The sequence below is a fragment of the Deltaproteobacteria bacterium genome (assembly GCA_019308905.1).
In the GTDB taxonomy this organism is placed as follows: Bacteria; Desulfobacterota; BSN033; order WVXP01; family WVXP01; genus JAFDHF01.
Map to the genome: position 1 here is coordinate 104,896 of JAFDHF010000003.1, position 26,152 is coordinate 131,047.

A 26,152-nucleotide genomic window follows, 5' to 3' on the forward strand; every position below is an offset into this window, starting at 1 on the left:
ACGGAAGATGAACAGGATCAGGTACTCCTTTTTCCTTCTAATAGCGTGCTCTCTCTGCTGGATGAGCGGGGTTGGACTGGCTGAAACCATGTATGTGACCGACCGCCTCTATCTCTCCCTCCGGAATACACCCGAGTTAGAGCAACCCTCGATAGCCGTTCTTCCTTCGGACACGGCAGTGGAGGTGCTTGAGACGGATAACGGTTGGGCGAAGGTGAAGCTGGAGGACGGTAGAACCGGATGGGTTCTGAAGAAGTACCTCGTACGGGACTTGCCCAAGTCTGTTGTTATCGAGCGGCTGCAAGGGCGGATCAGGATTGAGTCCCTCACGATCCAGAACCTCAAGGACCGGATCAGGCAGTTGTCTCTCACCATTGAACAGTTGCAGAAACAGGTGAAGAACAAGTCGGCCGCCCTGGAACGACTCGAACAGCAGGGGGTCGGTAAGCCATCTCCAGTCACTCGGGAATCGGGAGGAGAGGGGGGCGGCACATCCCTGCTCCTTGCGAGGCTTAGGGATGAGAATGCATCTCTGAAGAGGCAACTTTCCGAACTGGAGTCCCTCAGGGCCAGAGAGGCCGTCTTGAAGGCTGAACTGGGGGATTTGAAACAGAGAATCGCACAGGATAGCAGTGATGAGACTGCCGGGGTGGGGCAAAGCCTGACAAGACGCAAAGAGGTCTACCTCATCGCCGCCGGAGCGCTTCTGGTGGGACTGATTCTCGGATACATGGCAAGACGTCCTGACAAGAACCGGTTCTATCTCAGATAGGTATCGAACTCACAGGTGTGGATGGACTGTGGAAATCCAGTGGATAGATTCTGTCTAAGCCTGTGGTTGCGGACAACAGGCCAGGGAGTATCCGGTCTTCCCGATTCTCATTCAAGGGGTGTGCTCGCCGATTTGACCCGGTTTTGCTCCAAGATTTGCTCCAAGACAAGAAGGGCCGTGACTCATGGGCCACGGTACTGCAGGATGTGAATTCTTCTGTTGACTTTCCCGTGGATAGGGCATCCGCCTTGAGATGATCGAGCCTGCCCTGTTGAGTATTTTCTCCTTGAGAAGTAGAATTTCTTTGAGTGGAGCCAGCAGGACGGAGAGTGGGGTTCTTTGTTCTTTTGAAGCTTCCTTGTCGGCAGGGCCTGATCTCAAGAACCGGGAAGAACAGAGACGAGGGCTCCGATGGGAGGGGATGGAATGGACAGGGTGGAGCTGAGGGGGTGGAAAAGGGAGGACCTGGATCAGGTTGCCGATCTCTGGTTCGGGCTGGCTACCCTTGTAAGTCCCATGGACGGCTTTTACAGGATTTCACCCGATGCGAGGAAGAAGTACATGACATATTTGAGAAGGGTCTTTCGAGACCCAAACTACGCCGTTTTCGTCGCCGAGGGCTCCGAGGGACTAGTTGGTTTTGCCATGGGGCGGATCAACAGGAACCCATCCGTTGTTATCCCTGAGAGCGTGGGTTATATCGAGAACGTTTTCGTCAAGGAGGAAAGGCGGAAGTCCGGGATCGGAAAGGCACTGTGCAGCAGGCTCCTGGACTGGTTCAAGGAGAAAGGGATCGGCCATGTCGAGCTCTTCTATCAGCTCGAGAATCGGGGGGCCGAAGCTTTTTGGAAGACCATGGGGTTCAAGGCGTGGCTTGCTAAGGCCTACATGATTCTCTAAGCCGGGAAGGGGCAGGAACTGCCCACCCGCGAAACCCGATGGGGTCACCGCTTGGGGATAAGGCTTGACAGTAAAAGATGAGGTTCCGGCAAAGGAGGCAGGAGGCATGATCATCAGTATCAACCCGAAGAATCCGCAGAAGAGATTGGTTGACAGGGCTGTAAAGGTGCTGCAGCAGGGGGGGCTGATCGGCTATCCCACCGATACGATCTATGGAATCGGTTGCGATCTCTTCAACAAAGAGGCGATAGAGAAGATCTATCGGCTGAAGAAACACGACAGAAAGAAGCCATTGAGTTTTATCTGCTCCGACCTTGACGACATCAGCCGGTATGCCAGGGTTTCAAACTACGCCTACAAGACGATGAGGAGGCTTCTCCCCGGGCCGTACACCTTTATCCTCGAGGCGACCAAACTCGTGCCGAAGATAGCCACTACCAAGCAGAAGACGGTCGGGATTCGTGTTCCAGACAACCAGATCTGCCTGAGCATCGTCCGTTCACTGGGTCATCCCATTATCAGTACGAGTGTGTATACGGTGAATGAGGAGCTGTACAGTGATCCGGCCGAGATCGAAGAGAGATTCGGCAAGCAACTCGACCTCGTTATCGACGGAGGCATTATCGCGGCGGAGCACTCGAGTGTCATCGACCTGACCGATGAGGAGCCGAGAGTGGTCCGGCGGGGTAAAGGCGACGTGAGCGTCTTCGAATCGATCTAGGAGGGTTGGATCGAGACGGCATGATCATCGATGGGCATACCCATATCTTTCCCCGCAAGGTGCGCGAGAACCGGCATAGTTACTGCCAGATGGATCCCGCCTTTCGCGAGATATACGGCAACGAAAAGGCAAAGCTGGTGGGACCCGAGTCCGTGATCGCAGCGATGGACGACGCTGGGGTCGACATGGCCGTTGTGTGCGGGTTCCCCTGGCAGAGCCATGACCTCTGTGTGATGACGAATGATGCGATCCTGGAGGCTGTCCAGCGTTTCCCCGGCCGGCTGGTGGGTTTTGGTTCGGTCTGCCTGGAAGAGCCGGAACGTGCGCCGAAAGAGATTGAACGCTGTGCTGAGGGGGGGCTTCGAGGGATCGGAGAGCTCGGCTTCTATACACGGAAGATGACCCGGCAGGACTGTCTCAGGATGGCTCCCATCTGCAGGGGAGCGGTGGATCTGAAACTGCCCCTGCTCCTCCACGCCAATGAGACCGTGGGGCATTTCTATCCGGGCAAGGGTGATACGGACCTGAAGGAATTCTACTGGTTCATATCTTCCTACCCCGACCTTGTGATCATTCTGGCTCACTGGGGTGGTGGGCTCGTGTTTTATGAAATGATGCCCTCGGTGGCCCGGGTGACTCGGAGGGTCTACTATGACACAGCGGCCAGCCCTTTTCTTTACAGGGAGGTTGTCTATCGGGTGGCCCATGAGATAGTTGGTCCAGATCGGATCATTTTCGGGAGCGACTACCCCCTTCTAGGGCCGGAACGGTACATCAGAGAGATAGAGGGGGCAGGCCTGGACCGATTATCCGTTGAGAAGATTCTGGGGGAGAATCTGAGGGGAATCCTTGCCCTGTAAGGTGCCTTGCTCTTTCCAGGCCGGGAGCATGGAGTCGTTACCCTTGCCCCGGCTGGAGTGGCTCACAGGAGGATGCAAATAGGACCGAAAAAGCCGGCGGGAGATCTTTTCGGAGGAGAGGCCGGTAGGGTGTCGAGGCAGTGGGCCCCCCTGGCTGAACGGATGCGGCCCGAGACCCTCGATGACTTCGTGGGGCAGCAGCATCTGTTGGGGGAGGGGAAGGTTCTCAGGGACACCATCGAGAAGGGCCATATCTACTCCATGATATTTTGGGGTCCTCCTGGAACGGGGAAAACCACCCTAGCCCGGATCGTGGCTCGTGCCTCGGGCTGCCACTTTATCAGTTTCAGCGCCGTTCTTTCCGGTGTTAAGGAGATTCGAGAGGTCATCGAAGAGGCGAAGGGACGGATGAAGTACCATGGCCAGAGGACCGTCCTTTTTGTCGACGAGATTCACCGTTTCAACAAGGCCCAGCAGGATGCTTTCCTGCCCCACGTGGAAAGGGGTACCCTGATTCTGATAGGGGCAACCACGGAAAACCCCTCCTTCGAGGTCATATCTCCCCTGCTGTCCAGAGCAAGAGTCTTTGTTTTGGAGCCTCTCTGTGTGGAGGAGATTATGGAGATTTTGAGGCGGGCACTCGGCGACAGGGAGAGGGGGCTGGGCGGATTGGAGGTGAAGGCCTCCGATGAATTTCTCAGAAACCTGGCCGTCTTTGCCAACGGAGACGCCAGGGTCGGCCTGAGCACCTTGGAACTCGCCGTGGAACTGGCACCTTCTGATCAGAGAACCGGAAGAGCCCTGACAGAGGAAGTCCTGAAAAAGGTTTTGGGCAGGAAGTCTCTGGTTTACGATAAGAATGGTGAGGAACACTACAACCTCATCTCTGCCTTCCACAAGAGCCTGCGAGGCGGAGACCCGGATGCGGCACTCTACTGGTTGGGAAGGATGCTGGAGGCAGGGGAAGACCCCCTTTACGTGGCTCGAAGGATGGTCCGCTTTGCATCGGAAGACGTGGGAAACGCCGATCCTCAGGCTTTGCAGATGGCACTAGCAGCGGCTGAGGCTTTCCGGTTCCTGGGTTCTCCCGAAGGAGATCTGGCACTGGCCCAGGCAGCCGTATACCTGGCGACCGCGCCTAAGAGCAACGCCATCTATACGGCCCACCGGGATATGATACGAGACGTCCGAGAAAAGAAGACGCTCCCGGTTCCCATGCACCTGAGGAACGCTCCTACGAGGCTTATGAAGGAGTTGGGTTACGGGAGAGAGTACAAGTATCCTCATGATTATCCGGGTCGGTTCGTGGAGGAGGATTATTTTCCCGAAAACCTGAAGGGGAGAGTGTACTATCGACCACGGGAAAGCGGGTTTGAGAAGGAGATCAGGGCCCGACTCGCCGCCTGGTGGAAAGACAGAAGGAAGAGCAGAGAACCAGGTGGCGGGAGTGAAAGAGGAGCTCCACCTTGAAAAGGAGGAAGATATTCTTCTATGTGCTGAGGGAGATTCTGGCTCCATTGGGCATGGGACTGGGTGTAATCACTTTCGTGCTTCTGGTGGGGAGAATGTTCAAGCTTTCAGACCTGGTCATCAACAAGGGCGTGAACCTTGTCGATGTTATCAAACTCTTCGTCTTTGTCCTCCCTAATTTCCTGGTCTTCGCAATCCCCATGGCCCTGCTTCTCGGTGTGCTTCTGGCATTCGGAAGACTGTCAGGCGACCACGAGCTCACGGCGATGAAGGCTTCTGGGATAAGTCTGTTTCAGCTGGTTCCTCCGGTCTTGACGGTCTCTCTTCTCTGCTGCCTGGCTGCCGCGTTGATGGCGATTTATGCCCTTCCCTGGGGAAGCAGGAGTTTCAGAAATACGCTTTACGAGATCGCCCGAACCAAGGTGCATATCGAGTTGAAACCCCGTGTCTTCAATGACAGCTTCCCCGGGCTTGTCTTCTATGTCGATGGAATGAATCCCAGGGGGGACAGGATGGAGGGGGTCTTGATCCAGGATGAGAGGGACAGGGAGCAGAGGCAGGTCGTTGTCGCGAAAGTAGCCCAAGTGGTGTCAGACCCTGATAAAGGGGAGGTGATCCTGGTACTGGAGGATGGAAGCATCCATATCACGGACCGGGAAGAGAGCTTTTACCGGAAAATCGATTTTGATACCTACTCCATGAGGTTGGATCTTGCCGGTTCTCTTGGAGGCAACGGGGAGATCAGGACCATGGACAGTGAGAAGTCGATTGGGGAGTTGAGGAAGGAGATCAGAGAGAAGGAGGCGAGAGGAGAGGAGTCGATCCACGAGAGAGTCGTGATCAATGAGAAATACGCTTTTCCGTTTACCTCGATTGCGTTCGGGCTTTTGGGAATCGCTATCGGGGTACGGCCCCCCAGATCCGGGAGGTCATACAGTCTCGTCAAGAGCCTCGGTGTGATCCTTGGGTACTACGTGCTGATGACCGCCATGGAGGCTCTGGCCGCAAGAGCGGTCTTGACGCCATGGGTAGCCACGTGGATCCCCAATGCGGTCTTTTTCTCCCTTGGAGTCTTTCTTCTCGTCAGGAGAGGCCTCGAAAGACCTTCTTCAATTGGAGACAGGTTAGGCTGGCTACTGGATGAGGTGGCAACTCGGATCAGACCGAAGGGGTAAGATGGCCTGCCGTGAAATGGAGCGAGGCATGTAAGGTAGCTAGATTGCAAAGAATTCTTCGTCGGAAAGCGAGAAAGCTCAGGCCCCGTTTTGCTTGACAATGGAGGGCCTTTCTGTTAATTATTCAAAAATCCTTTAACTGGTTAAAATTACTTCTCTATTAGGCAGCCGGTGAGACATTTTGAGGGTAGTCCAACGTGAAGATCTTCTTTGATTCCCGTCTCTCTTCCTCCTCGTGTCCAAGAGGGTTGAGGGGATTTTCCCTTCTCAGGACGACTGTACTGGTCCTTTTGGCCTGCTCTTTGAGCCTTACAGGTCGTCATACCATCAAGGGAGAGGAAAGACCCCTGGACTTGGATATTCCGGCAGTAGTCTTTTTTGGCAAGGATTCCTCTGTTTTTCATGAGATCTCGGAAATGCCCCTTCCATCGTTTGTTGCCCGTGGCGCCAAGGAGGAACCGAGGGTCGACTTTGGAGTACTCCAGAGGGTCGAGAGAGGGGAGAAGGGTGCTCCTCCTGCCAAGGCACCAGGATGTGCCTATTCGGGAGCCGTGCCTACTTCTGCAGCCAGGGTCGTCCAGGGGGCCAAGGCCGATTACAGGAAAGGCATGAAGCGGTATGTTTCCGGGAATTTTGAAGGGGCGATCAAATCCCTTGAACAAGCCGCGGAGGCATATCCGGGGAGTGAATTAAGCGGCTACAGCCTCTACTATATGGGCGAGTCGTTGTATCACCTGGGAAGACGTGATGAGGCTTTGAAGAGATTTCAGCAGGTGGTCGAGAACTACCCGGGCCATCCCATGGTAGATTGGGCTCGCTACTCCATTGGTTGGATCTTTATGGAAGAGGGGGACTTTGAGAAGGCTCTTTCCCAATTTCAGCTCCTTGCCAAGGGTCCGAAAGACAACCCTCTCACGAGAGAAGCCCTTTTCTGGACCGGGGAGGCCCTGGCGAAACTAGGACACATGGAAGATGGGATCGCCTCGAAGCGGCTCTTCCTTGCCACCTATCCCACCCACCAGAGAGCTCTGGATGTGCGCTTCTCCATTGGGAGAGATCTTTACCGTATTGCTCGCTTCGAAGAGGCAGCCGGAGTTTTCAGGGAAGTGGTGGATTCCGGTCCTTCTGAACGTCTGAAAGGCGACGCCGTCCTCGGTCTGGGACTCAGCCTGATCCGTGCGGGGAGTTATGACGAGGGGACCTCCGTACTGAAGGGATATCTCCAGGAATCACCCGACAGTCCTGTGGCGGATTCGATTCTCTGTGCACTGGTGAGAGGTTACCTGGGCAAAGATGAGAGCGAGGAGGCTCTGAAGACCTACGAAGCGTTGCTTGCGCGATTTCCATATTTCGAGGGCACGGACAACGCCCTTTTCGATATCGCCTATTCCTATCTTCAGAAGGGAGACTATTCAGCGTCAATAGAGCTCTACCGGAAGCTTCTCAGGATCCATCCCGAGAGCGACTTGAAGGCTCTTGTCTATTTCAACCTCGGCGAAGCCTTCTACAACCTGAAGCGATACGAGGAGGCAGCCACGTCCTACGGGCTTGCCAGAGATGTGGCGCAACAGCAGACGATCGTGGACGAAACCCTGTTCAAGATGGGGCTCTGTCTATATCAGGAGAGAAGGTACGGCAAGGCCATTGAATCTTGGGAACTCCTGCTCAAGAATTCCCCGGATTCGGTTCGACGGCAGGAAACGCTTTATTGGATGGCAGAGGCTTTTCTGCAGAGAAGGAATCCGAGAAAGGCCATGGCACTGTTTAAAGAATTTGAGGGGAGTCCGGACTTTTATCCCAGGGTGCTCAACAGCCTGGGGCGTTACTACTTCCAGGAGGGAGATTGGAACTCTGCTATCAGGAGTTTTCTTGAACTCCTGGATCGCTACCCGAATCATCCTCTATCATCGGACGTCCAACTTAGACTCGGAGAGGCTTTCTACAACAGAAAAGACTATTCCAAGGCGCTATTCTATCTGGATCAGCTTATCGAACACGGAGGTGGCGGGAGCCTGGATCGCGCCTATTTCATCGAGGGCCGGATCTACTACAGGGAGGGTAGGTTCGATCTCGCCGTTGATCGACTATCGAGGATTCCGGAAGAGTTCCCTGGGAGTCCTCTGGTTGTGGAAGCAAGGTACTGGATTGCTTGGTCTCATTACAGGAGAGGCATGTATGAAGAGGCAGCGGAGGAATTCAGGCGTGTGGCGGAAAACACGCCTCCTTCGAGATTCGCTTCACAGGCTCTGTTGAGGATCGGGGACTGTTACTACAACCTCGGACTTTACATGAAGGCGACCCTCACGTACCTCCAGGTTATCCGGGACTTTCCCCGGTCCAAGGAGGCACCGGAAGCGGAGTATGGAATTCTTTTGACCTTCGAGCGCCAGAAGAGATACACCAATTTCGTGGATCGGGCCAGAGACTTCCTATCAAAATACCCTGACAATCCATTGGGAGCGGATGTCCTGTTCAGGTTGGGCGGGTACTACCTTGGAAGCAACGAGGTGGACATGGCCGTCGGTGCCTACCGGGAGTTGCTCCGGAGGTATTCCAGGAGTGAACTCGCAGACGATGCTCAATTCAAGCTCGGGGAGATCTACAGGGAACGGAAGGATTTCGAAAAGGCCCGCATCGAGTTCGGCCGTGTAGTCAAACTCTATCCAAAGAGCAACTACCTTGTGGATGCCTACTTTGGAATCGCCGAGAGTTGCTTCGCCCTCGGCGACTATCGGAGGGCCTTGGAGGGGTACAGGCGCGTGGCCGTGAGGTTCTCTGCCAGCCATCTGGCCGGAAAGGCCTATCTCAGAGCAGCCGATTGCTTCGAGAGGCTCGGAAGGACAGACCTGGCCGAAAAGAGGCTCGCCGAGCTCATGGAGACCTACCCGAATGACCCGATCCGCTTTGAAGCTGCCCTCAAATTGGGGTTGATTCTTTTCAGAGACGTGCGATATTCTGAGGCTGTCAAAGTCTTGAGGAGCGCGACAAAATCGGGGGATCCCGAGGTGGCCAGTCTCGCCCAAGTAAGAATCGGCGAAGCCTACCGAAAAATGGGAGACAGCAACACGGCCATCGTTGAGTTCATGAAGGCCATCTATCTCTATCCCGGTCAGAGGCGACAGGTGGATACGGCTTTGCTCCAGGCCGGAGAGATCTATGTGGAACAGGGAAAATGGGCCGAAGCCAGGCGGGTCTGTTCGAAACTCATGGAGACGTCCCGTTCGGAGGCGGTGCGTGAGAGGGCTAGAAACATACTGAAGGAGATCGACCGGAGAATCGGAAACCAATAGGAGGCGGAGATGTATGCTATGATAGTGAAAGGGGGATGGGTCATGATCCCGATCGCCCTGTGTTCTGTAGTTGCCCTTGCCATTTTCCTGGAGCGCTTGTGGAGCCTGCGAAGAAGCAGGGTGATACCGAGGGATTTCCTCATAGAGGTGGAGGATCTCATTCGCCGAGAGAAAATACCCGAGGCTATTACCAGGTGCCGAACCGATGAATCGTCCATGGCGAATATCATCCTCGCCGGCATCCGCCATTTTGGGAAGCGAAGGGAGGTCATCAAGGAGAGCATTCAGGAGGTGGGACGGAAGGAGGCCTCGGTCCTGGAACGCTACATAAACGTCATCGGCACGATCGCCGTAATCTCCCCTCTTCTCGGTCTATTGGGTACCGTGACGGGAATGATCAAAGCCTTCGAGGTGATTACCATGCGTGGAGTGGGGAATCCCGGCGATCTGGCCGGAGGGATATCAGAGGCTTTGATAACCACGGCGGCAGGACTGATTGTTGCCATTCCCACTTATGTAGTCTATCGTTACTTGGCGGACAAGGCTGACGCATTGATAATGGAGATGGAAGAGAACTCCATTCGAGTGGCCGATCTTCTGAAGGAGAGGTAGGGCAGCACGGAGGAGTAAATGCAGTTCAAGAAGACAAAACGGGTGGATCCTAGAATGGACATCACCCCCCTGATTGATGTGGTCCTTCTTCTGGTGATCTTCTTCATGCTGACTACCACCTTTGTGGGTGCGCCGGCCATCAAGGTCAACCTGCCCAAATCTTCAGCCAGGGAAATAGCCAAGGAGCGGAAGGAGGTCAAGGTAACTATCACGAAAGACGGCAAACTCTATGTGGATCGAGAGACGGGTGGTCCAATAAGCCTGAAAGAACTCAGGAAGGTTCTCAACAAGGTGGCCAGGGAGAACCGGGACACCATGGTCATTATCCGTGCCGATGAGAACACCATCCATGGAAATGTCGTGGCAGTCATGGACGTCGCGAAGAATGCGGGTTTGAACAGGCTCGCCATCGCAACGAAACTCGGAAAGAGAGGAAGAAGGTAGGATTGAAGAACACCGTTGGGAAGGGCCTGTTGATCTTTCTTTTCTGTTCCCTTGCCATCCATCTCCTACTGGCAATGGCGCTGCCCGATTTCATGGGGAACGATTCGGGTATCATCCCGATTCAGCTTCTAGGATCGAGGGGAGTGGACCTGGAGGTCTTGCCCCAGCCCGTTGCGGGAAGGTTACGTGAAGCCGGCCGGAAGGGAGTCCAGCCTGATACGAAGGTGCCCCCTGTGGACTTGCTTGTCTTGGAAAAGAGAATGGAGGAGTTGAGTCTGGGAGAGAACCTGAAAGCCCCCTCTGCCGATGTGCTCTTTGCTCCTGTGCAGAAGGCGGCGTCCAAAGAACAGGCTCTGCAGGCTTGGCCTTTCTACAAGGAGGTGGCCAAGGCCTTCGAAGAGGCGAGGGGATCGGGTCAACCTTACCCGGGCCCTGAGTTGGCCGTGGAGATTGGTGCCGATGCTCTCAAGAATGAGAACGTCGAGGTCGATCCGGGTGAACAGAGGGTGATGGCACGCCTCTGCCTGACAGCCGCAAAGAAGATCCCGGGAAAAGGGAAGAACGGGAAGCTTGGAATCTCAGGGCCGGTCTCTCGACGAGAGCTCACCTATGTCCCGCCCGTACCGGATGTGAAGGCCCGGATTGAAACCGAGTTCGAGATGAAATTCTGGGTCCGCCCGGACGGGACGATAGATCGGGTTATCCCTCTGAACCGGGCCGGAGATGTTGAACTCGAAAGGGTGGCTGCAAACTACCTCCGAAAGTGGCGCTTTCGAGCCATTCCTGCCAACAAGCCCCAGATCGAACAGTGGGGGACTGTAACCATCAAGTTCAGGCTTCAATAGTTCCGGGGATCTGGAAAAGGGGGGGTCGCAGATGATCACCCTCGGGTCGGCAGGCCCCCAGGAGACCGCCTTGCATCCCCTCAGGGTTTTTCCCGTCTTCCTGCCGCAAAACGCCGGTAGACAGCCTCTTTCTCCCCTCTGAGTTCCAGGAGCCAGTCGACCACTTCACGGACGGCACCGTATCCTCCCCTTGCCCGAGTGACATAGACGCTGTGGTCTTTCACCTCGGGACAGGCGTTGGAGACGGCTACGGGCAACCCGACCCGCCTCATTACGGGAAGGTCGAGAATATCGTCCCCCACGTAGCCGATCTGCAAGGGATTGAGGCCGTGTTTTTCGATCAGCATCTCCAGGGCGTCTTCCTTGTGGAAATAACCCTGGCATACCTCGTCCATGCTCAGTTCTTTAGCACGACGATCAACGGGCATGGATACCCGACCGGTGATGATTCCCACTTTCAGACCTGCTGCCCGGGCCAGAGTCACCCCCATGCCGTCTTGGATGTCGAACCGTTTGGCCTCCCCCGTCCGGCCCACAAGGATCACGCCCCCGTCCGTCATCACACCGTCGACGTCGAATAGCAGGAGACGGAGCCCGCAGGCCCGCCTTCTCATCTCGTCCTCTTCAAGAGTCAGCACGCGTGGCTCCTCATTCGATCAGTCCCTCCCGGAGCAGATCTTGGACGTCGATCATACCAACAGGTCTGGTGTCGGCATCAACCACCACCAGGTTGTCGACCTGAGCCTGGCGGAGCCGTTCCAGAGCGTCCTGTAGAAGGGTCTCTTCCGACACCCACCTCGGGTTCCGCGACATCAGGCGGGCCACTTTCTCCTGGGCTAGGTCACCCCGGTCTATCAAACGCCGGAGGTCGCCGTCCGTCAGTATCCCGATCAGACGTCCATCGCCGTCCACGATGGAGACAGCTCCCAGCCTGGACTTGGTCATCTCGATGGCCGCCTCGGCGACGGTTGCACCCTCGGAGACGACGGGATTGGCCGGGCGGATGATCTGGCGCACCGTATAGGTGGTGAGCTTGGTGTGGAGGCTGAAATCGCTTATGCCACGGCCGGTGAGCACGTTCTCGGAAAGGATCCTCAGAACTCTCCAGGGAACCGTGATCGCATGGGCTCCACATAGGATCGCCATGCGCACGTGCTCCAAGTGCCGGACCGATGAGACCATAATCTTGGTAGGATAACGGTATCTCTCCACCATGTTGACCGCTTGTTCGATCATGGCGAAAGAATCGTGGCCCTGGTCGTGCAGCCGGCCCACCAAGGGACAGACATAACCGGCCCCCGATTCGGCCGCCAGATAGGCCTGATTAAGGGTGTAGACCAGATGAATGTTCGTCTTCTCTCCCCGCTGGGTCAGCCGGTAAGCGGCCTTGAGACCTTCGTTGGTAACCGGGATCTTGAAGGTCGGTGTCTTTGCCAATCCCGGCAGAGCCGAGATCCGCTCGGCCTCGGCCAGGATTTCGGAACAGGTCCTGCCCAAAGCCTCGACGTGGAGTTGCTCGGCAATCTTGGACAGCTCCACGATCGCACCATCCACGTCGCGGATACCCTCTCGGTGCATGAAAGTCGGTGTCGTGGTGATCCCCTGGAGGAAGCCGAAATCGAGAGCGGCTCTGATTTCATCGAGGTCCACCGAGTCAATGAAGAGTTCCATCTCTACCCCTCCTTTACTATGGCGTTGATCTCGAGGAGAGGCTTAAGGTACTCCTCAAGGTCGTCTAGGTACATCTGGCTGGAGGCGTCGCATCTTGCCTCCGGCGGGTTGGGATGGCACTCGATGAAGAGTCCATCCACGCCGGCAGCCACTCCGGCACGGCCGAGAACGGGCAGGTACTCACGGCTGCCTCCCCGAGGATCAGAGCTTGGGATGCCATAGCGGCGTACCGCATGGGTGACGTCGAAGACGACAGGATAGCCGGCCTGGCGCATGATGTGAAAACTCCGAGGATCGACGATCAAGTCGTTGTAACCGAAAGTGTAGCCCCGCTCCGTAACGAGGATCCGGCGGTTTCCCATGCGCTCGATCTTCTTCACAGGTTTGGAGATATTCTCTGGGGCGAGGAACTGCCCCCGTTTGATGTTGACCGCCTTCCCGGTTCTGGCTACCGCCTCTGCCAGGTCCGTCTGCATGCAGAGGTAGGCCGGAATCTGGATGAGGTCGAGTACCTGGCCTGCCGCCGCAACCTGGCCCAGGTGATGGACATCAGACATGACAGGCAGACCGAACTCGGAACGGATCTGATCGAGAATTCTCAGTCCCTCATCGAGTCCCGGGCCGCGGTAGTACTCGGCCGAGCTCCGGTTGTCCTTCTGGAACGAACTCTTGAAGATCACAGGGACTCCGAGGCGTGCTCCGATCCGGCCGAGGGTTTCGGCCGTCCGTTTCATTACCTCCGGCCCTTCAATCACACATGGACCGGAGATAAGGAAGAGATGGATCCTACCGCAGGGAATCCCTGATACTTCGACAAGAGCCACCGGGTCGATCAATGTCATATCCAACCTCCATGCTAATCCGGCTCTCCCTTTGGCCGCGACTCCAGGATGGCGCGAACCCGGGCCAGATCCTCAGGGGTGTCCACGGCTACCTGGCGGAAACGGGTGGTGAAAGTGTGGATCGCATAGCCTGCTTCCAGAAATCTGAGCTGTTCGAGTTTTTCAGCTTTTTCAAGAGCACTCGGCGGCAGGGAGGCGTTGAAATCCACGAGTACCCGCCGCCTGAAGCCGTAGATGCCGTACTGCGCCCAAAAGGTGGCCCTTTTCGGCCATTCGGCCATCGGCACATCTCGCACATAGGGAATAGGGCTCCTCGAAAAGTAGAGGGCGCGACCGTCTCTGGCCCTGACTACCTTAGCGATACCCGGGTCGGTGAGGTCCGAGACCCGTGTTACTCGAAACACGGGGGTCACGATGTCGGCCCCGGTGCCCTCGAATGCCCTGACCAGCCCATCGATCAACGTGGGTTCCACTAGGGGTTGGTCTCCTTGGACGTTGACGATGATCTCCCCATCGAGGCTGTCTACGATCGAGGCGATGCGAGCGGTTCCAGAGGGGAGTCCGGGATCGGTGACAACGACTTCTCCCCCCCATTCCCGAACCGGGTCGGCCACCTCGGTGCTGTCGGTTGCCACCAGAACACGCCGGATGCTCCGAGCCGAACGGGTGCGATCGTACACGTGACGGAGCATCGGTTTACCGGCGATATCGAGGAGCACCTTGCGGGGCAGCCTGGTAGAATGGAGGCGTGCCGGAATAACGGCGACTGCTCTGTCCTGCATGGATAGTCCCCTGGTGAAGATCTCACATCCATACATTTCCCCTGCCTTTGACAGGCGTAACACAAATTTACAGGCAGTTGACCCCCACGTCAACCGCTCTCCCTATTGAAGAGCGGCCAGGCCACGGCCGTCCACTCCTTCTTCTGCCCGGTCGGCGGGCGAGGGCAGATTCCTGTCATCACCGGGCGAGCCAGGGTGCGTTCTGACCCTCTTGGGGCTCAATCGAAAACGCCTGCCTGGACTTGCACCCGTTTTTCTGCTAGTATTCATATGTTTCCGGCGATTCATCACTCTTTGCCCTTCTCAATTGAGAACCCGCTGCGAGACGGATCGATGAAGAAAAAAATATATGCGGCTCTTTTCCTGGTTTTTTTCTTGATTATGAGCCTGCTGACTATTTTCGGCGATAACGGACTGCTCAGAGCTTTCAGGTTGAAGGGAGATCTGGAGAAACTGACCAGAACGAATGCGTCGCTGCGCCGGGAGAACACGGCCCTGATGGAGGAGATCGGTTACTTGAGAGGGGATAGGAGGTACCTGGAGCTCCAGGCTCACAAGCAAGGGCTGGTCAGGCAAGGTGAGATCATCTTCCGGTTTGAGAAAGAACGGTAAGGTAGGTCTTAGGGGTTACAGGATATGAAGGAGTCGCTGTCGATCTGGCGCCGGACACACGGGCCCAGGTGGGAATCCTCTCGGTTAGTGGAGGCCCGGTGAGATCCTTTCTTGTTTATCTGCTCCTCCGGGTCCTCACCTTTGTCGTTGACATTCTCCCTCTGGAGTTCGCCCTGAGGACGGGTCGATGCCTTGGGGGGTGGGCCTTCAGAGTCGTGAGGAATCGTAGAAGAGTCGCCTTGGACAATCTCCGGACAGCCTTTGGTGCGGAGAAATCCCCTGGAGAATTGGAGGCCATTGCAAGAGAGACTTTCCGTAATTTGGGGATGACTCTTGTCGAGTTCCTCAGGATGCCCAGGCTCGGTATGGACTATGTCCGCCGATACGTTCGCCTGGAAGGCAGGCAGCATCTGGACCAGGCCCTGGCTGACGGAAAGGGCGTGATCGCCCTGACCTTCCACTTTGGCAACTGGGAGATGCCCGGGCTGGGAGCCTCTTTGTTCGGATATCCGATCGTCGCCCTGGCCCAGAGGATCCATAATCCATGGATCGATCGTTATGTGAGAAGGACGCGGGAGGCTGCTGGAGTGACGATCCTTCCCAAGCGCCAGGTGAGCCGTCAGGTAATAAGCCATCTGCGTCAGGGAAAGATAGTAGCTATTTTCGTGGACCAGCGGGAGAGAACCAAGAGTCAGGTCAAGGTCGATTTCTTCGGCAAGAAGGCTCCCACTACGCCTTCCCCTGTGGTTTTCTCGCTCAGAACCGGGGCGCCTATGATCCCGATCTTCACCATCAGGGAAAACAATAGCCATCACCGAGTCACCATCGGGAGGCCTCTTGTACCGGTGACCACTGGAGACATGGACAAGGATCTCGAAACCAATACCGCGATCTACACCGAGATCCTGGAGAATATGGTAAGGCAGCATCCGGACCAGTATTTCTGGCTCCACCACCGGTGGGGTGGAAAGAAGAGGAGGCACCGTCGCAGGACACGGTAGGTTCTTGTCTGAGGGGTTGTTGCCCCCGGACTGCCGCGGGCTACCGTGGTCCCCTGGCCGCGGTTTCGGTGATCGAACGGATGAGCTCGGTCGTGGAGTGGGATTTGGAATCCCCCACAATGGCGATTTCACCGCCGTAAGAGAGGACGGCGTCCCGCTCCGGCACTGTCTCCTCGGTATAGTCGGTGCCCTTTGCATGGACGTGGGGTTTGAGAGCTAGGAGAAGACGATCGACCTTTTCCTCGGAGAAGAGTGTGATGTAATCCACACATTCCAGGGCCTCGAGAATCTCCACTCGTTCGCCCTCGGGCATGATAGGCCGGCCGGCTCGTTTCAGTTTTCTCATGGATTCGTCACTGTTCACCGCCACAATCAGGACATCGCCCAGTTCCTTGGCTCCTCTCAGGCAGCGGATGTGGCCCACGTGAAGGAGGTCGAAACATCCGTTGGTCAGAACGATGCGCTTGCCTCGGGATTTCAACCGGTCGACGATTTTGAGCAGATCCTCTTGATCTGCGATGAATTTGTTCCCCCCCATGCAAAGCCTCCGGATCGTCCCGGAAGATTCAGGACCTAGCCTTGAGCTTGTAATCCTCTTCTATGACGCGGAGCAATTCTTCGGGTGAGGCTGTGGCCGTGCCGCTCTTCATTACGACCACGGCTCCCGCGTAGTTGGACAGCCTGGCGGCTTCGTAGAAAGTTGCCCCTACGCTCAACGAAGCGGTCAGAACCACCGCAACCGTATCCCCTGCACCCGTCACATCGGTGATCTCGTCGCTGCCACAGATCGCGATGTCGTGGGCCTCACCGGACCGCTCCACCAGGACCATGCCCTTGTTGCCTCTGGTAATGAGTACAGCCTTCAGATCCAATTCCTCGACGAGCCTTCTCCCCACACGAAGAGCATCCTTGCTGCTTGTTATCTTTTCTCGAGAGACCGCCTCCGCCTCGGATTCGTTGGGCGTTATTGCAGTCACCCCGGAGAAGAGAGCAAAGCGGTGCCTGGAATCGACCACAACCGTCTTGTGCGCGGCAAGAGCCTTGAGCTTATCCAGAATCATCGGGGTGACCAGGTTGTACCCGTAATCGGAAACAATGAGAGCGTCGACTTGGCCTGAAATCCTGTCAAGGTAGGCGGCCAGCCGCTCTTCCACCTCTTTCGGGAGAGGTTCTCTCACCTCCCGATCGATACGGATTACCTGCTGTTTTGAGGTATGGTCATCCCCGGCCATGATGCGGGTTTTCGTGGTCGTGCCGCGATGTTCCAAGACGATCAGGCCCTCCAGATCGACGTTCATTCGTGAAAATTGATTTACCAGAGCCCTCCCCGCCTCATCATCTCCCACAACGCCGAGGGGAAGGACGCGGACCCCCAGACAAGAGAGGTTATGGATCGTGTTTCCCGCGCTTCCCGGGAGGATCTTCTCTCCCTCGTGGCGAACCACCAGGACAGGAGCCTCTCTCGAGAGCCTCAGCGGTTTGCCGTAGATGTAGATGTCCGCCACAACATCACCGAAGACGGCGATTCTGCGGTTTTCGAACCCTCTGATAATCTCCTTGAATCTCTCGACGGGTATGTCCATGGAATCCTTTCCATCGATCTGTTCGGCCGCTTGCTCAGCGGAACAACCGGGCCCTTCCCCTCCGGCGCACATCCAAATCTCGACCCCGGCCGAAAAACGACTTCACGGGCCGCGGGTTTCAGGGCAGAAAGGCATCAGGACGAGTCTGAGCCGGCCCAGGCTCAGGCCGTGCCTTTTCTCTGGGACCCTCCGGTCCGGCCGTGAGGCTCCACAAATCGATGGATCAGCCTCTCGCTCGCCTGGATAACCTGTTCCGGCTTGATAGCCGTCATGCACTGATGCTCGCGAGGGCAGATCTTAAGGTGGCATGGGCTGCACTCGAGATTCTCCCTTAAAAGGGCCGTCTTTTCAAGGTTCAGGTTGGTGTATCGTGGATCCGTAGGCCCCATGATGACCACCACGGGCCTGTCCAGGGCTACGGCAAAATGCCGGGGTCCGGTATCGTTCGTAATGACAAGGGAGGATCTTTGGATCACCGCCATCAGGACATCAAGGGGCACAATGGGATCGGAGAGCACAACGGGCCTGTTTTGCATCTCGGCCTCGATCTCCCTGGCGATTTGCTCTTCACCCGGGCCCGGGATTATGAGCAGACTGCATCCATATTCGTCTGTGAGGCGGTCTCCCACCTCGGCAAAGTAGGAAGGCTCCCAGCACTTTGAGGAACCGTAAGCCGCACCGGGGATCATTACGATGATCATCCCCTCCTGGTCTATGCCATGTCTGGCGAGGATCGCCCGGGCCTCCTGCCGGGCGGGGAGCGAAACGGCCAGTTCGGGTTTTGGGGGTGGGCTCGGGCATTCCATGGCCTCTGTGATTCTCAGGTAGTATTTCACCATGGGAACGGGAACGATTCTGGAGCCCTCACGGATAGGTTCTATGGGGTCTGTAAGGAGAATACGTCTCCCCTCGCGGCTGTAACCGATACGACGCTTGATGCCTGCGAGAAAAGCCATGAAGGCCGAGCTGAAGGAGTTCGGAAAAATGACGGCCAGATCGATCTTCCGCTCCCGCAGCCGTGCAGCCCAGGAGAGGAGCCTCCGCCTGGCGAAACCAGATCGTCTCTCCTCGTACTCGAGGATCTCGTCACAATAGGGGAGGTTTTCGATGACCTTCTTTAGCGAGGCCCTCACAAGCCAGGTGATATGAGAGTCTGGGAACCCGTTTCGGATCGCTTTCAGGGCAGGAGTGGCCATGGTGAGGTCTCCCACCCAGTTTGGGCAACGGACAAGAATCCTCCGCGTAATTTCCCTGTCTATGGATCGGACCAATCGCTTCGCACTCCCATGAAGTCGTTGTACTTGATGGCATAGTGGATCTTCCCGGCCTGAGTCAGGCGGGCCGACACCTCCTTGTCCCTCGAGCGGATGGTTCCCTTCGTTTCCTCCCAGATCCTTCTGTCCATGCCTTCGATCTCTGAGACCAACTCGCGATATGTGGCAGAAGATGGAAAACCCGCCCTTTCGTTGACAAACCACGGATACGCCGCAGCCAGTTTCTCGATAAGGAGGTTATGGTCCTCCCCGAAGTCCAGGCAAGATTCATCGGTGAAGTTGGAGAGGCCCTGCATCTTGTGGAAATCGATGAGACCCTTCTGCCGGGCGAGTTCATGGGCGACCGTTCCGGCGTACGGGAAGAAGATAGACCAACGAAACCGCCCCGGCTTAATCGTAGCCAGGAGGTCAATGGTGGCGAACAGATCCTCTATGCTCTCTCCGGGAAGTCCGATCATCACGAATGCGGATGTATGGAGACCCGACTCATGGGCGGCTCGGAAGGCCCTGATGATGTCTGCGTTGCTCATGGGGCGGTTGAGGATCTCCTTTCGGACCCTCTCGCTTCCGCTCTCCAGGCCGAACTTGACGATGCGGCATCCGGCTCGTCTAAGGCTTCCGGCGATGTCATGGTCGAAGACCTTGACGTGGGCATTACACACAAAGGGAAGGGGTATTCGTTCCTTGTAAGCCTGGCAGAATTCATGGACGTAATCCCTTCGGAATGTGAAGAGATCATCATCGAATATGAACATTCTGATGCCCTTGTACCGGCCGAGGAGATACTCCAACTCGCCGATGACCTCGTCCACGGGGTGATGGCGGATGTAGTTCAAACCGGCAGGGGAGAGGCCGGTATCCTCCTGGTAGATATTCACCAGCCGGTGGTTGAAGCAGTACGTGCACCGGAACGGGCATCCTCTGGACGCCATGACGCCGACCCATCCGTCCTTTGCGTCGATCATCTTCTGGAAATCGAAGATCTCATAATCCTTGGGAGGGAGATTCTCGACGGAGATGAACGGGCGGACCCGGTTCTTGACGATCGTACCGTCCCTTCTGAGCCACAGGTTCTGAATACGGGAGGTGTCCTCGTGTCTTTCCAAGGCATGGGCAAGGTCGGCAAGGGCTTCTTCTCCTTCTCCGACGCAGGCATAATCGAAGAGGCCGGTCGCGAGAACCTCCGAGGGGGCCACGGTCGCATGAATCCCTCCACATACAAAGGGAGCATCCGTGCAGCCTCGAACGGCCCTTGCGATCCGGAGGGCATATTGGAGCTGGTTGGTTACCACGGAGAAACCCACAAGATCAGGTGAGAAGGCCTTGACATCGTGTATGATTCTCTGGATGTCGAGAGGATAGCCGAGACTCTCGTTGACGTTCAGAAGGCCTGTGACATGCCCCTGCTGCCGGAGGACCGCCGAGAGATAGGCTATACCGTAGTTGAAGCCGATCTGCGCGTGGAGGTTGGGATAGATGAAGAGAATCCGCATCTTTAGCCTCAGGCAAAAGATATCACGGGCCGCCTTGAAGTTCAATAATGGTGCCCCTCCAAGGGGGAGATCGGACCTCTCCACTCAGACAGCAGCGTCGTATGCTTTACAACCTCCAGAGATCCTCGATTGAAAAGCCAGGAGACTCCGGCTACGCGTGTGGAGTTTCCTGAGTTTTCGGCCGAGGATTCTTGCAAGTATATGGCTTCACGATTTTTTTCTGTTTTGGCAGGAGAACACCCTTGTCCCCTCGCTCCTGAGCTCACGCGGTGACCCTATCAACGTTCGCGGGCGGGGAATTCCTGCCCCTTCCCCACGAACACGACCCACGAACACGAATCACGAACACGAATCACGAACACGACCTTTCCCCTCCCCGCTCACCGTTGATGGGTACCCCACTGCTTCCGCAATGTCGCTCGGAGGCAAGGGTGTTCTCCAAAAGTCAGGAAACTCCACCTACGCGTTGATTGACAGTTGGTGGGCCTGAGGGTATAAAGTCTTTTTGGACGCAATGCGGAGAAGGCCGCCGTGGGTGATGGAGAATCTGATCTGCTGCCAACGGCTGAGAGGGATGGAGAGATGGTCCCTGTCTCGGTTTACGTTTTGACACACAACAACAGGCGAACGATTGAGCGGTGTTTGAGGAGCCTCCAGTGGGCGGACGAGTTGATCGTGGTCGATTCCTTCAGCAACGATGGGTCCTTTGAAGTGGCCAAGAAGATGGCGGGCAGAGTTATCCAGAGGAGTTGGCCGGGGTTCCGGGAGCAGTATCAGTACGCCGCGGATCTGACCAGAAATGAGTGGATCATGTTCGTCGATGCAGACGAGGAGGTTGAGCCGGAACTGGTCGATGAGATCCGCCGGGAGCTGGAGCAGAACCACGGCGAATGGGACGGGTACATCTGCCATCGCCGGACGTTCTATCTGGGCCGGTGGATTGCCCATGGGGGGTGGTATCCTGATTATGAGATCCGCCTCTACCGGCGGCACAAGGGCCGCTGGATGGGAGATCTTCATGCCAAGGTGGTTGTGGAGGGCAGAGTGAAGCACCTGAAACACCACTACCTGCACTATACTTACAGGGATATCTCGGACCAGATTCAGACGATCGACCGGTATTCTCGGACAACCGCCCAGGAGATGGCCGCCTCGGGTAAGAGGTCGAGCTTGCCTAGACTCCTCTTCAGGCCCCCCTTCCGTTTCTTGAAGGAGTATCTGCTGAAGGGCGGATTCAGGGACGGGGTGCCGGGGTTGGTCATAGCGGTCTGTACCACCTTCTATGTTTTTGTCAAATACGCAAAACTCTGGGAGCTGGAGAGAACCTCCAAGTTCGGCGATAAAGAAGGGCAGGGGGAGGGATGGGGAGGTGTCTTCCCTGGGGAGTCGTCCTGAGTTCTTATCACCGGCCGTGTAGGGATTCTCTTCTGTGGATCCCGAAATGCCGCTTCTCTTCGGGGTGGAAACCGGAAGAGGGGATGTCGAATTCCTAGGGCCCTGAAAGGGACGAGTGTGGCATCCGGGAAACTCAAGATCGCCTTTGTTTTGGACCGGTATGTACCGTCGAGAGGTGGGGAGAGGTACTTCTCCTGGTTGGCCGGGGAACTCTGCAAGAGAGGGCACGACGTCCATGTTTTCGCCATGGAGATCGAAGATGCTCCGGAAGCTGAGTTTCAGGTCCACTCCGTATCTGCCCTGCCGTGTCCCCGGAGTTTGAGGATCCTCTCTTTTCTCGTCAATTCGGCTCGTGCCGTGGGATCTTATGATTTCGACATAGTTCACGGCGTGGGCGAGAGTTTTGCTATGAACGTTTTCAATCCCCACGGGGGCGTGGAGAAGGCCTATCTCAGACAGGAGTTCTCCTCGGTCCGAAACAGGTTCTACTTCTTGTACAAGCTCCTCAAGCGGTACCTTTCCGCCTATCACTACCTCATGCTTTGGATCCAGAAGAAGCAGTATCTGAGTGACCGTGTGAGGAAAATCATCGCCATTTCAGAGATGATCAAGAGGGACATCATTCGGTACTACGGGGTTCCAGAGGAGAAGATTGCGGTGGTACTCAACGCCGTGGACCTGAAGACCTTTCATCCGGAAGCAAGAGCGGTCTTTCGGACGCCGAAGCGGGAAGAACTCGGAATCGATGGGGATACGATCGTCCTCCTTTTCGCGGGAAACAACTATCGCCTCAAGGGACTCGAACCGCTTCTGCAGGCCCTTGTCATTTTGAGAGAGTGGTTTGCAGACAGGCCGTTCTTGTTGCTCATCGTGGGCAGGGGGCGGATCGGCCGCTACGAGAGGATGGCCCGGAGACTGGGTGTTTCGGGCCTTACCCGCTTTCTGGGACCCGTAAAGGGCATGGAACGGTTCTATGCGGCCAGTGACATCTATGTCCACCCCACCTTCTACGACTCCTGCTCGCTTACGGTCCTGGAGGCATTGGCGAGCGGGCTTCCGGTGGTCACCTCGAGATTCAACGGTGCCGCCGACGCCATCACGTCTGAAAGGGCAGGCAGGATTCTCGACGATCCGGGCGATGTGGACGATCTGGCCCGATCGATCGCCTACTATTTTGACGAGGACCGCCGCGAGCAGGCAAGAGTCGCCGCAAGACAGGGGATGGAGAGATACTCGCCCGCCTACAATCTCGAGGAGACCCTGAGGGTCTATTACGAGGTCGCAGGGGGGCGGCCGATGGGGCCGGGCGCATGAAGATACTCCACTTGTTCAGTGACTGGAAGTGGACCGGCCCTGCAGAACCGACCGTCCTGCTCTGTGAAGCTCTGCAGAAAAGGGGTCACCAGGTTACTCTCGCCTATCGTGCTTCCCCTTTTGAAGGTACGGACGGCATCTCCAGGAGGGTCGGGGCCAGGAGTTTCACGGCCACGGAGCGGTTCAGCCTCCGCCCTTTAAAAAAGGGATACATGCCCTTTGCCCTGGCCTACAGCCTCGGGGATCTCGTGTCTCTGCGGAGGTTCATCGACCAGGAGAGATTTGATATCGTCAATGTCCATCATTCCCATGACCATATTCTGGGCGGCCTGGCAGCACGCATCTCGCAAACAAGGCCTGTGGTTATCCGAACCGATCACAAGCGGGACTCCATTGCTCCGTCTCCGGGAAACCGGCTGCTCGTGTCGAAACTCACGGATGGGATCCTGACTTTTTCGGAGAGGGCCGAGAAGATAGATGCGGCGAATTTCTCTCTTCCTCCTGAGAGGGTTGGCAGGGCGGGTGTCGCCCTGGAGCTTGAGAAGTATGATCCCAAGGGACGTTTCCGAAACATGCGGGAGGACTTCAACCTCGGTGAGAGGGATCTGGTTATCGGTATGGTGGCCCGCTTTCAGAAGTACCGGAGAACCGATGTTTTTCTCACGGCACTGGCCGCCTTGGTAAAGGAATTTCCCCGTGTAAAGGCTCTTCTTGTGGGGAGGAGCGGCCAGATCAGGGATAGCGTGATCGAACCCACGCGCCGCCTGGGACTCGATGCAAGTGTGGTCATGGCCGGCTACCAGACAGATAACTATCTCGACACCCTGGCGGCCATGGACATATTCGTCTTTCTCATGGCAGGTTCGGACGGAACCGCACGGGCCCTTCGAGAAGCCATGGCCATGGCGAAACCCGCGGTCGTGGCCAGGCGAGGGATGCTTCCAGAGCTTGTCGAGGACGGAGAGACGGGCTTTGTGGTCGAAGACACTCCAGACAATCTACTGGCTGCCCTCCGCAAGTTGATTTTGGACGAGAATCTCAGAGACAGGATGGGGCGGGCGGCCCGGTCCAAAGCACTGAGGGAGTTTCGGCTGGACAAGCAGGCAATCGAGGTGGAGGGCTTCTACGAGAGGGTGCTGCGGATGGGACCCAGGGCGGGTGAGGGGCAAGGGAGTCGTGGGAGAAATTGAGAGCCAGAAGGTGAGGGTGAGTGTCATCATCCCCACTTACAACCGGGCCGACCTTTTGAAAGAGGCTATCGACTCGGTTCTCGAACAGACATGGAGGGAGTTCGAGGTCATTGTCGTGGATGACGGTTCCACGGACGCCACCGGTGATGCGGTCAGGCCCTACGGCGGCCGTGTAAGATATGTCTACAAGGAGAACGGAGGCCCCTCGTCTGCCCGGAACGTGGGGATAAGGGAGGCAAAAGGAACCTATGTGGCCTTCCTCGATTCCGACGACCTCTGGGAACCTGAGAAGCTGAAAGTCCAGATGGGCTTCATGCTGGAGCACCCGGAGGTCAAGCTCACCTGCACGGATTCCAGTCTCATCGGTTCTGGCGGGAAGAGGGAGAGAAGGCTCAGCCGGGACCTTGTGGGGAATCTGTTTCCCCTTCTCTATTCGAACAGCTTTGTCAGAACCTCGACGGTCGTGATGGCGAGGGAGTGCTTCCAGGAGATCGGGTATTTTGATGAGCGGTACCGGAGCGCGGAGGACTACGACCTGTGGCTCCGGGTGGCCAGGCGGTATCCCATCGCCTATCTCAGCCGGCCTCTGGTTCGCTACAGGAAGCAGGAGGACAATGTCAGCCGCGATAAGCTCACCCTGAGGCTGAATGCACTCCAGATCCTGGATTCCCACTACGATCCGCGGGTGATACCGCCATCGAGGTACCGGATGAGGATATCGGATCTCGAGATATACTGTGGCCGGGCATACCTGCGGGGGGGTGATCTCGGGAAGGCCCGAGAAGCCTTCGGCAGATCGTGGCGGCTCACACCCTTCCGATTTCGGCCGTTTCGATACTGGTTGGGGGCATGGCTCAAGGCCTCCGGAAAACCATGAACCTCTATGTATTGATGCACCGGTCTTTTGCCCCGCGATACAGGATTCCCCAGTTCATCCCCTTTCTAAGGGCGAGGGGGATCGAGACCGATCTGGTTCGACTCCCGGCCGGGCTGGTAGGCCGGTGGAGTCGGTTCACCCGGGCCGACCGGTACGACGCCGTTCTGTTGGAGAGAAGGCTGATCCAACCCTGGGAACTGGGCCTTCTCAGGAGGCGGTCTCGGAGACTGGTCTTCGACTTCGATGATGCGATCATGTACCGTTCTTCCCGTTGGGGGAAACCCGAGTCCGGCAGCAGGATGGGAAAATTCAGGCGAATCGTGGAATCCTGTGATATGGTCTTCGCAGGAAACAGCTTCCTGAGGGAAGTGGCCATGAGGTTCACCACCGGGGACCGCGTCTTTGTCATCCCCACCGTGGTCGATCTGTCGCGCTATGCCGTGAGAGAATACGGGGAGTCGGCAGGAGAGGTGACTATCGGCTGGATCGGAAGCAGCGGGACGATCCAATACCTCCAGGGGATCCTCCCGGCCCTCGAGGAGGTGGCAAGAAAAAAACCTCGGGTCTCTCTCAAGATTGTTTGCGACCGGTTCCTTGACAGTCCCTCGATCAGGATCGTCAAGAAATCCTGGGCCGAGGATCAAGAGGTGGGAGACCTCCAGAGCTTCGACATAGGTATCATGCCATTGACCGATGACCCGTGGGCTCAAGGCAAATGTGGTCTGAAGATCGTCCAGTATCTGGCTGTGGGGGTTCCCGTGGTCTGTTCCCCTGTGGGAATGAACCGGGATATCGTGAGGGACGGGTCGAACGGTTTCTGGGCGAAAACGAACAGGGAGTGGGTGGAGAAGCTGTGTACTCTGGCGGAGGATCCCGGGCTGAGGGAGAAGATGGGGCTTGAGGGGCGGAGGATTGTGGAGGGGGGGTACAGCCTCCAGGCAGTGGGAGAGAGGCTGGTGAGACTCCTGGACGGATTGGTCAAGGACAAGAGCCACCCTGGACCGATCCCCAGGGGGTGAAAAGCTTCCT

25 protein-coding genes are annotated in these 26,152 nt (G+C 56.7%); 17 read left to right on the forward strand and 8 right to left on the reverse strand.

What is annotated here, in order from left to right; all coding sequences use genetic code 11:
• Positions 1-7: 7 nt before the first annotated feature.
• From JRJ26_02255 to JRJ26_02300, 10 genes are all read left to right on the forward strand, one after another.
• Positions 8-772: a TIGR04211 family SH3 domain-containing protein gene (locus JRJ26_02255; GenBank protein ID MBW2056296.1), complete on the forward strand. Its 765-nt coding sequence runs from the start codon at positions 8-10 to the stop codon at positions 770-772.
• 426 nt (positions 773-1,198) lie between these two features.
• A complete protein-coding gene (locus JRJ26_02260; GenBank protein MBW2056297.1) occupies positions 1,199-1,672 on the forward strand; it encodes a GNAT family N-acetyltransferase in 474 nt (157 codons plus the stop codon).
• Positions 1,673-1,778: 106 nt separating this feature from the next.
• Positions 1,779-2,393 carry a threonylcarbamoyl-AMP synthase gene (locus JRJ26_02265; GenBank protein MBW2056298.1) on the forward strand — a complete coding sequence of 205 codons (615 nt, stop codon included), beginning with the start codon at positions 1,779-1,781 and terminating at the stop codon, positions 2,391-2,393.
• A gap of 5 nt (positions 2,394-2,398) precedes the next feature.
• Positions 2,399-3,253 carry an amidohydrolase family protein gene (locus tag JRJ26_02270; GenBank protein ID MBW2056299.1) on the forward strand — a complete coding sequence of 285 codons (855 nt, stop codon included), beginning with the start codon at positions 2,399-2,401 and terminating at the stop codon, positions 3,251-3,253.
• Positions 3,254-3,325: 72 nt separating this feature from the next.
• Entirely contained in the window at positions 3,326-4,723 is a 1,398-nt protein-coding gene (locus JRJ26_02275; GenBank protein ID MBW2056300.1) for a replication-associated recombination protein A, read from the forward strand.
• Entirely contained in the window at positions 4,720-5,898 is a 1,179-nt protein-coding gene (gene lptF, locus JRJ26_02280; GenBank protein ID MBW2056301.1) for an LPS export ABC transporter permease LptF, read from the forward strand. Before JRJ26_02275 ends, lptF begins: the two co-directional genes overlap by 4 nt.
• A 416-nt stretch (positions 5,899-6,314) precedes the next feature.
• Positions 6,315-9,188: a tetratricopeptide repeat protein gene (locus JRJ26_02285; protein MBW2056302.1), complete on the forward strand. Its 2,874-nt coding sequence runs from the start codon at positions 6,315-6,317 to the stop codon at positions 9,186-9,188.
• 9 nt (positions 9,189-9,197) lie between these two features.
• Positions 9,198-9,800: a MotA/TolQ/ExbB proton channel family protein gene (locus JRJ26_02290; GenBank protein MBW2056303.1), complete on the forward strand. Its 603-nt coding sequence runs from the start codon at positions 9,198-9,200 to the stop codon at positions 9,798-9,800.
• 18 nt (positions 9,801-9,818) lie between these two features.
• On the forward strand, positions 9,819-10,244 hold the full coding sequence (locus JRJ26_02295) for a biopolymer transporter ExbD (protein ID MBW2056304.1): 426 nt from the start codon (positions 9,819-9,821) through the stop codon (positions 10,242-10,244).
• A gap of 2 nt (positions 10,245-10,246) precedes the next feature.
• Complete coding sequence (locus tag JRJ26_02300) at positions 10,247-11,089, forward strand: energy transducer TonB (GenBank protein ID MBW2056305.1); 843 nt, start codon at positions 10,247-10,249, stop codon at positions 11,087-11,089.
• Between the two features lie 80 nt (positions 11,090-11,169).
• Here JRJ26_02300 and JRJ26_02305 read toward each other — a convergent pair whose 3' ends face one another.
• The 4 genes from JRJ26_02305 to kdsB are packed head-to-tail and all read right to left on the reverse strand — an operon-like array spanning position 11,170 to position 14,384.
• Positions 11,170-11,703: an HAD-IIIA family hydrolase gene (locus tag JRJ26_02305; GenBank protein MBW2056306.1), complete on the reverse strand. Its 534-nt coding sequence runs from the start codon at positions 11,701-11,703 to the stop codon at positions 11,170-11,172.
• A 34-nt stretch (positions 11,704-11,737) separates the two neighbouring features.
• Positions 11,738-12,760 carry a CBS domain-containing protein gene (locus JRJ26_02310; GenBank protein MBW2056307.1) on the reverse strand — a complete coding sequence of 341 codons (1,023 nt, stop codon included), beginning with the start codon at positions 12,758-12,760 and terminating at the stop codon, positions 11,738-11,740.
• Positions 12,761-12,762: 2 nt separating this feature from the next.
• Positions 12,763-13,602, reverse strand: a complete 840-nt coding sequence (kdsA, locus tag JRJ26_02315; protein ID MBW2056308.1) for a 3-deoxy-8-phosphooctulonate synthase — start codon at positions 13,600-13,602, stop codon at positions 12,763-12,765.
• A 14-nt stretch (positions 13,603-13,616) separates the two neighbouring features.
• Positions 13,617-14,384 carry a 3-deoxy-manno-octulosonate cytidylyltransferase gene (gene kdsB, locus JRJ26_02320; protein ID MBW2056309.1) on the reverse strand — a complete coding sequence of 256 codons (768 nt, stop codon included), beginning with the start codon at positions 14,382-14,384 and terminating at the stop codon, positions 13,617-13,619.
• Between the two features lie 333 nt (positions 14,385-14,717).
• Here kdsB and JRJ26_02325 point away from each other — a divergent pair, with 333 nt between their 5' ends.
• Together JRJ26_02325 and JRJ26_02330 are read left to right on the forward strand one after the other, a co-directional pair.
• On the forward strand, positions 14,718-14,996 hold the full coding sequence (locus JRJ26_02325; GenBank protein MBW2056310.1) for a septum formation initiator family protein: 279 nt from the start codon (positions 14,718-14,720) through the stop codon (positions 14,994-14,996).
• A 98-nt stretch (positions 14,997-15,094) separates the two neighbouring features.
• Complete coding sequence (locus JRJ26_02330; GenBank protein ID MBW2056311.1) at positions 15,095-15,997, forward strand: lysophospholipid acyltransferase family protein; 903 nt, start codon at positions 15,095-15,097, stop codon at positions 15,995-15,997.
• A 40-nt stretch (positions 15,998-16,037) separates the two neighbouring features.
• On the opposite strand, the gene JRJ26_02335 is transcribed toward JRJ26_02330, so the two are convergent.
• From JRJ26_02335 to JRJ26_02350, 4 genes are all read right to left on the reverse strand, one after another.
• Positions 16,038-16,535, reverse strand: a complete 498-nt coding sequence (locus tag JRJ26_02335) for an adenylyltransferase/cytidyltransferase family protein (GenBank protein MBW2056312.1) — start codon at positions 16,533-16,535, stop codon at positions 16,038-16,040.
• A 28-nt stretch (positions 16,536-16,563) separates the two neighbouring features.
• The gene (locus JRJ26_02340) at positions 16,564-17,580 is read right to left on the reverse strand and encodes a bifunctional hydroxymethylpyrimidine kinase/phosphomethylpyrimidine kinase (protein ID MBW2056313.1); all 1,017 of its coding nucleotides are present in this window, start codon (positions 17,578-17,580) and stop codon (positions 16,564-16,566) included.
• Positions 17,581-17,741: 161 nt separating this feature from the next.
• Positions 17,742-18,851 (reverse strand): lipopolysaccharide heptosyltransferase II, encoded by a 1,110-nt coding sequence (waaF, locus tag JRJ26_02345; protein MBW2056314.1) that lies wholly within the window; start codon positions 18,849-18,851, stop codon positions 17,742-17,744.
• The gene (locus tag JRJ26_02350) at positions 18,836-20,392 is read right to left on the reverse strand and encodes a B12-binding domain-containing radical SAM protein (GenBank protein MBW2056315.1); all 1,557 of its coding nucleotides are present in this window, start codon (positions 20,390-20,392) and stop codon (positions 18,836-18,838) included. The genes waaF and JRJ26_02350 overlap by 16 nt, the downstream gene beginning before the upstream one ends.
• 486 nt (positions 20,393-20,878) lie before the next feature.
• Between JRJ26_02350 and JRJ26_02355 the strand changes: the two genes are divergently transcribed.
• From JRJ26_02355 to JRJ26_02375, 5 genes are all read left to right on the forward strand, one after another.
• On the forward strand, positions 20,879-21,742 hold the full coding sequence (locus JRJ26_02355; GenBank protein ID MBW2056316.1) for a glycosyltransferase family 2 protein: 864 nt from the start codon (positions 20,879-20,881) through the stop codon (positions 21,740-21,742).
• A 117-nt stretch (positions 21,743-21,859) separates the two neighbouring features.
• Positions 21,860-23,056, forward strand: a complete 1,197-nt coding sequence (locus JRJ26_02360; protein MBW2056317.1) for a glycosyltransferase family 4 protein — start codon at positions 21,860-21,862, stop codon at positions 23,054-23,056.
• Positions 23,053-24,246, forward strand: a complete 1,194-nt coding sequence (locus tag JRJ26_02365) for a glycosyltransferase family 4 protein (protein ID MBW2056318.1) — start codon at positions 23,053-23,055, stop codon at positions 24,244-24,246. The genes JRJ26_02360 and JRJ26_02365 overlap by 4 nt, the downstream gene beginning before the upstream one ends.
• Positions 24,233-25,123: a glycosyltransferase gene (locus tag JRJ26_02370; GenBank protein MBW2056319.1), complete on the forward strand. Its 891-nt coding sequence runs from the start codon at positions 24,233-24,235 to the stop codon at positions 25,121-25,123. Before JRJ26_02365 ends, JRJ26_02370 begins: the two co-directional genes overlap by 14 nt.
• Positions 25,096-26,142 (forward strand): glycosyltransferase family 4 protein, encoded by a 1,047-nt coding sequence (locus JRJ26_02375; GenBank protein MBW2056320.1) that lies wholly within the window; start codon positions 25,096-25,098, stop codon positions 26,140-26,142. The genes JRJ26_02370 and JRJ26_02375 overlap by 28 nt, the downstream gene beginning before the upstream one ends.
• The last annotated feature ends 10 nt before the right edge of the window (positions 26,143-26,152 follow it).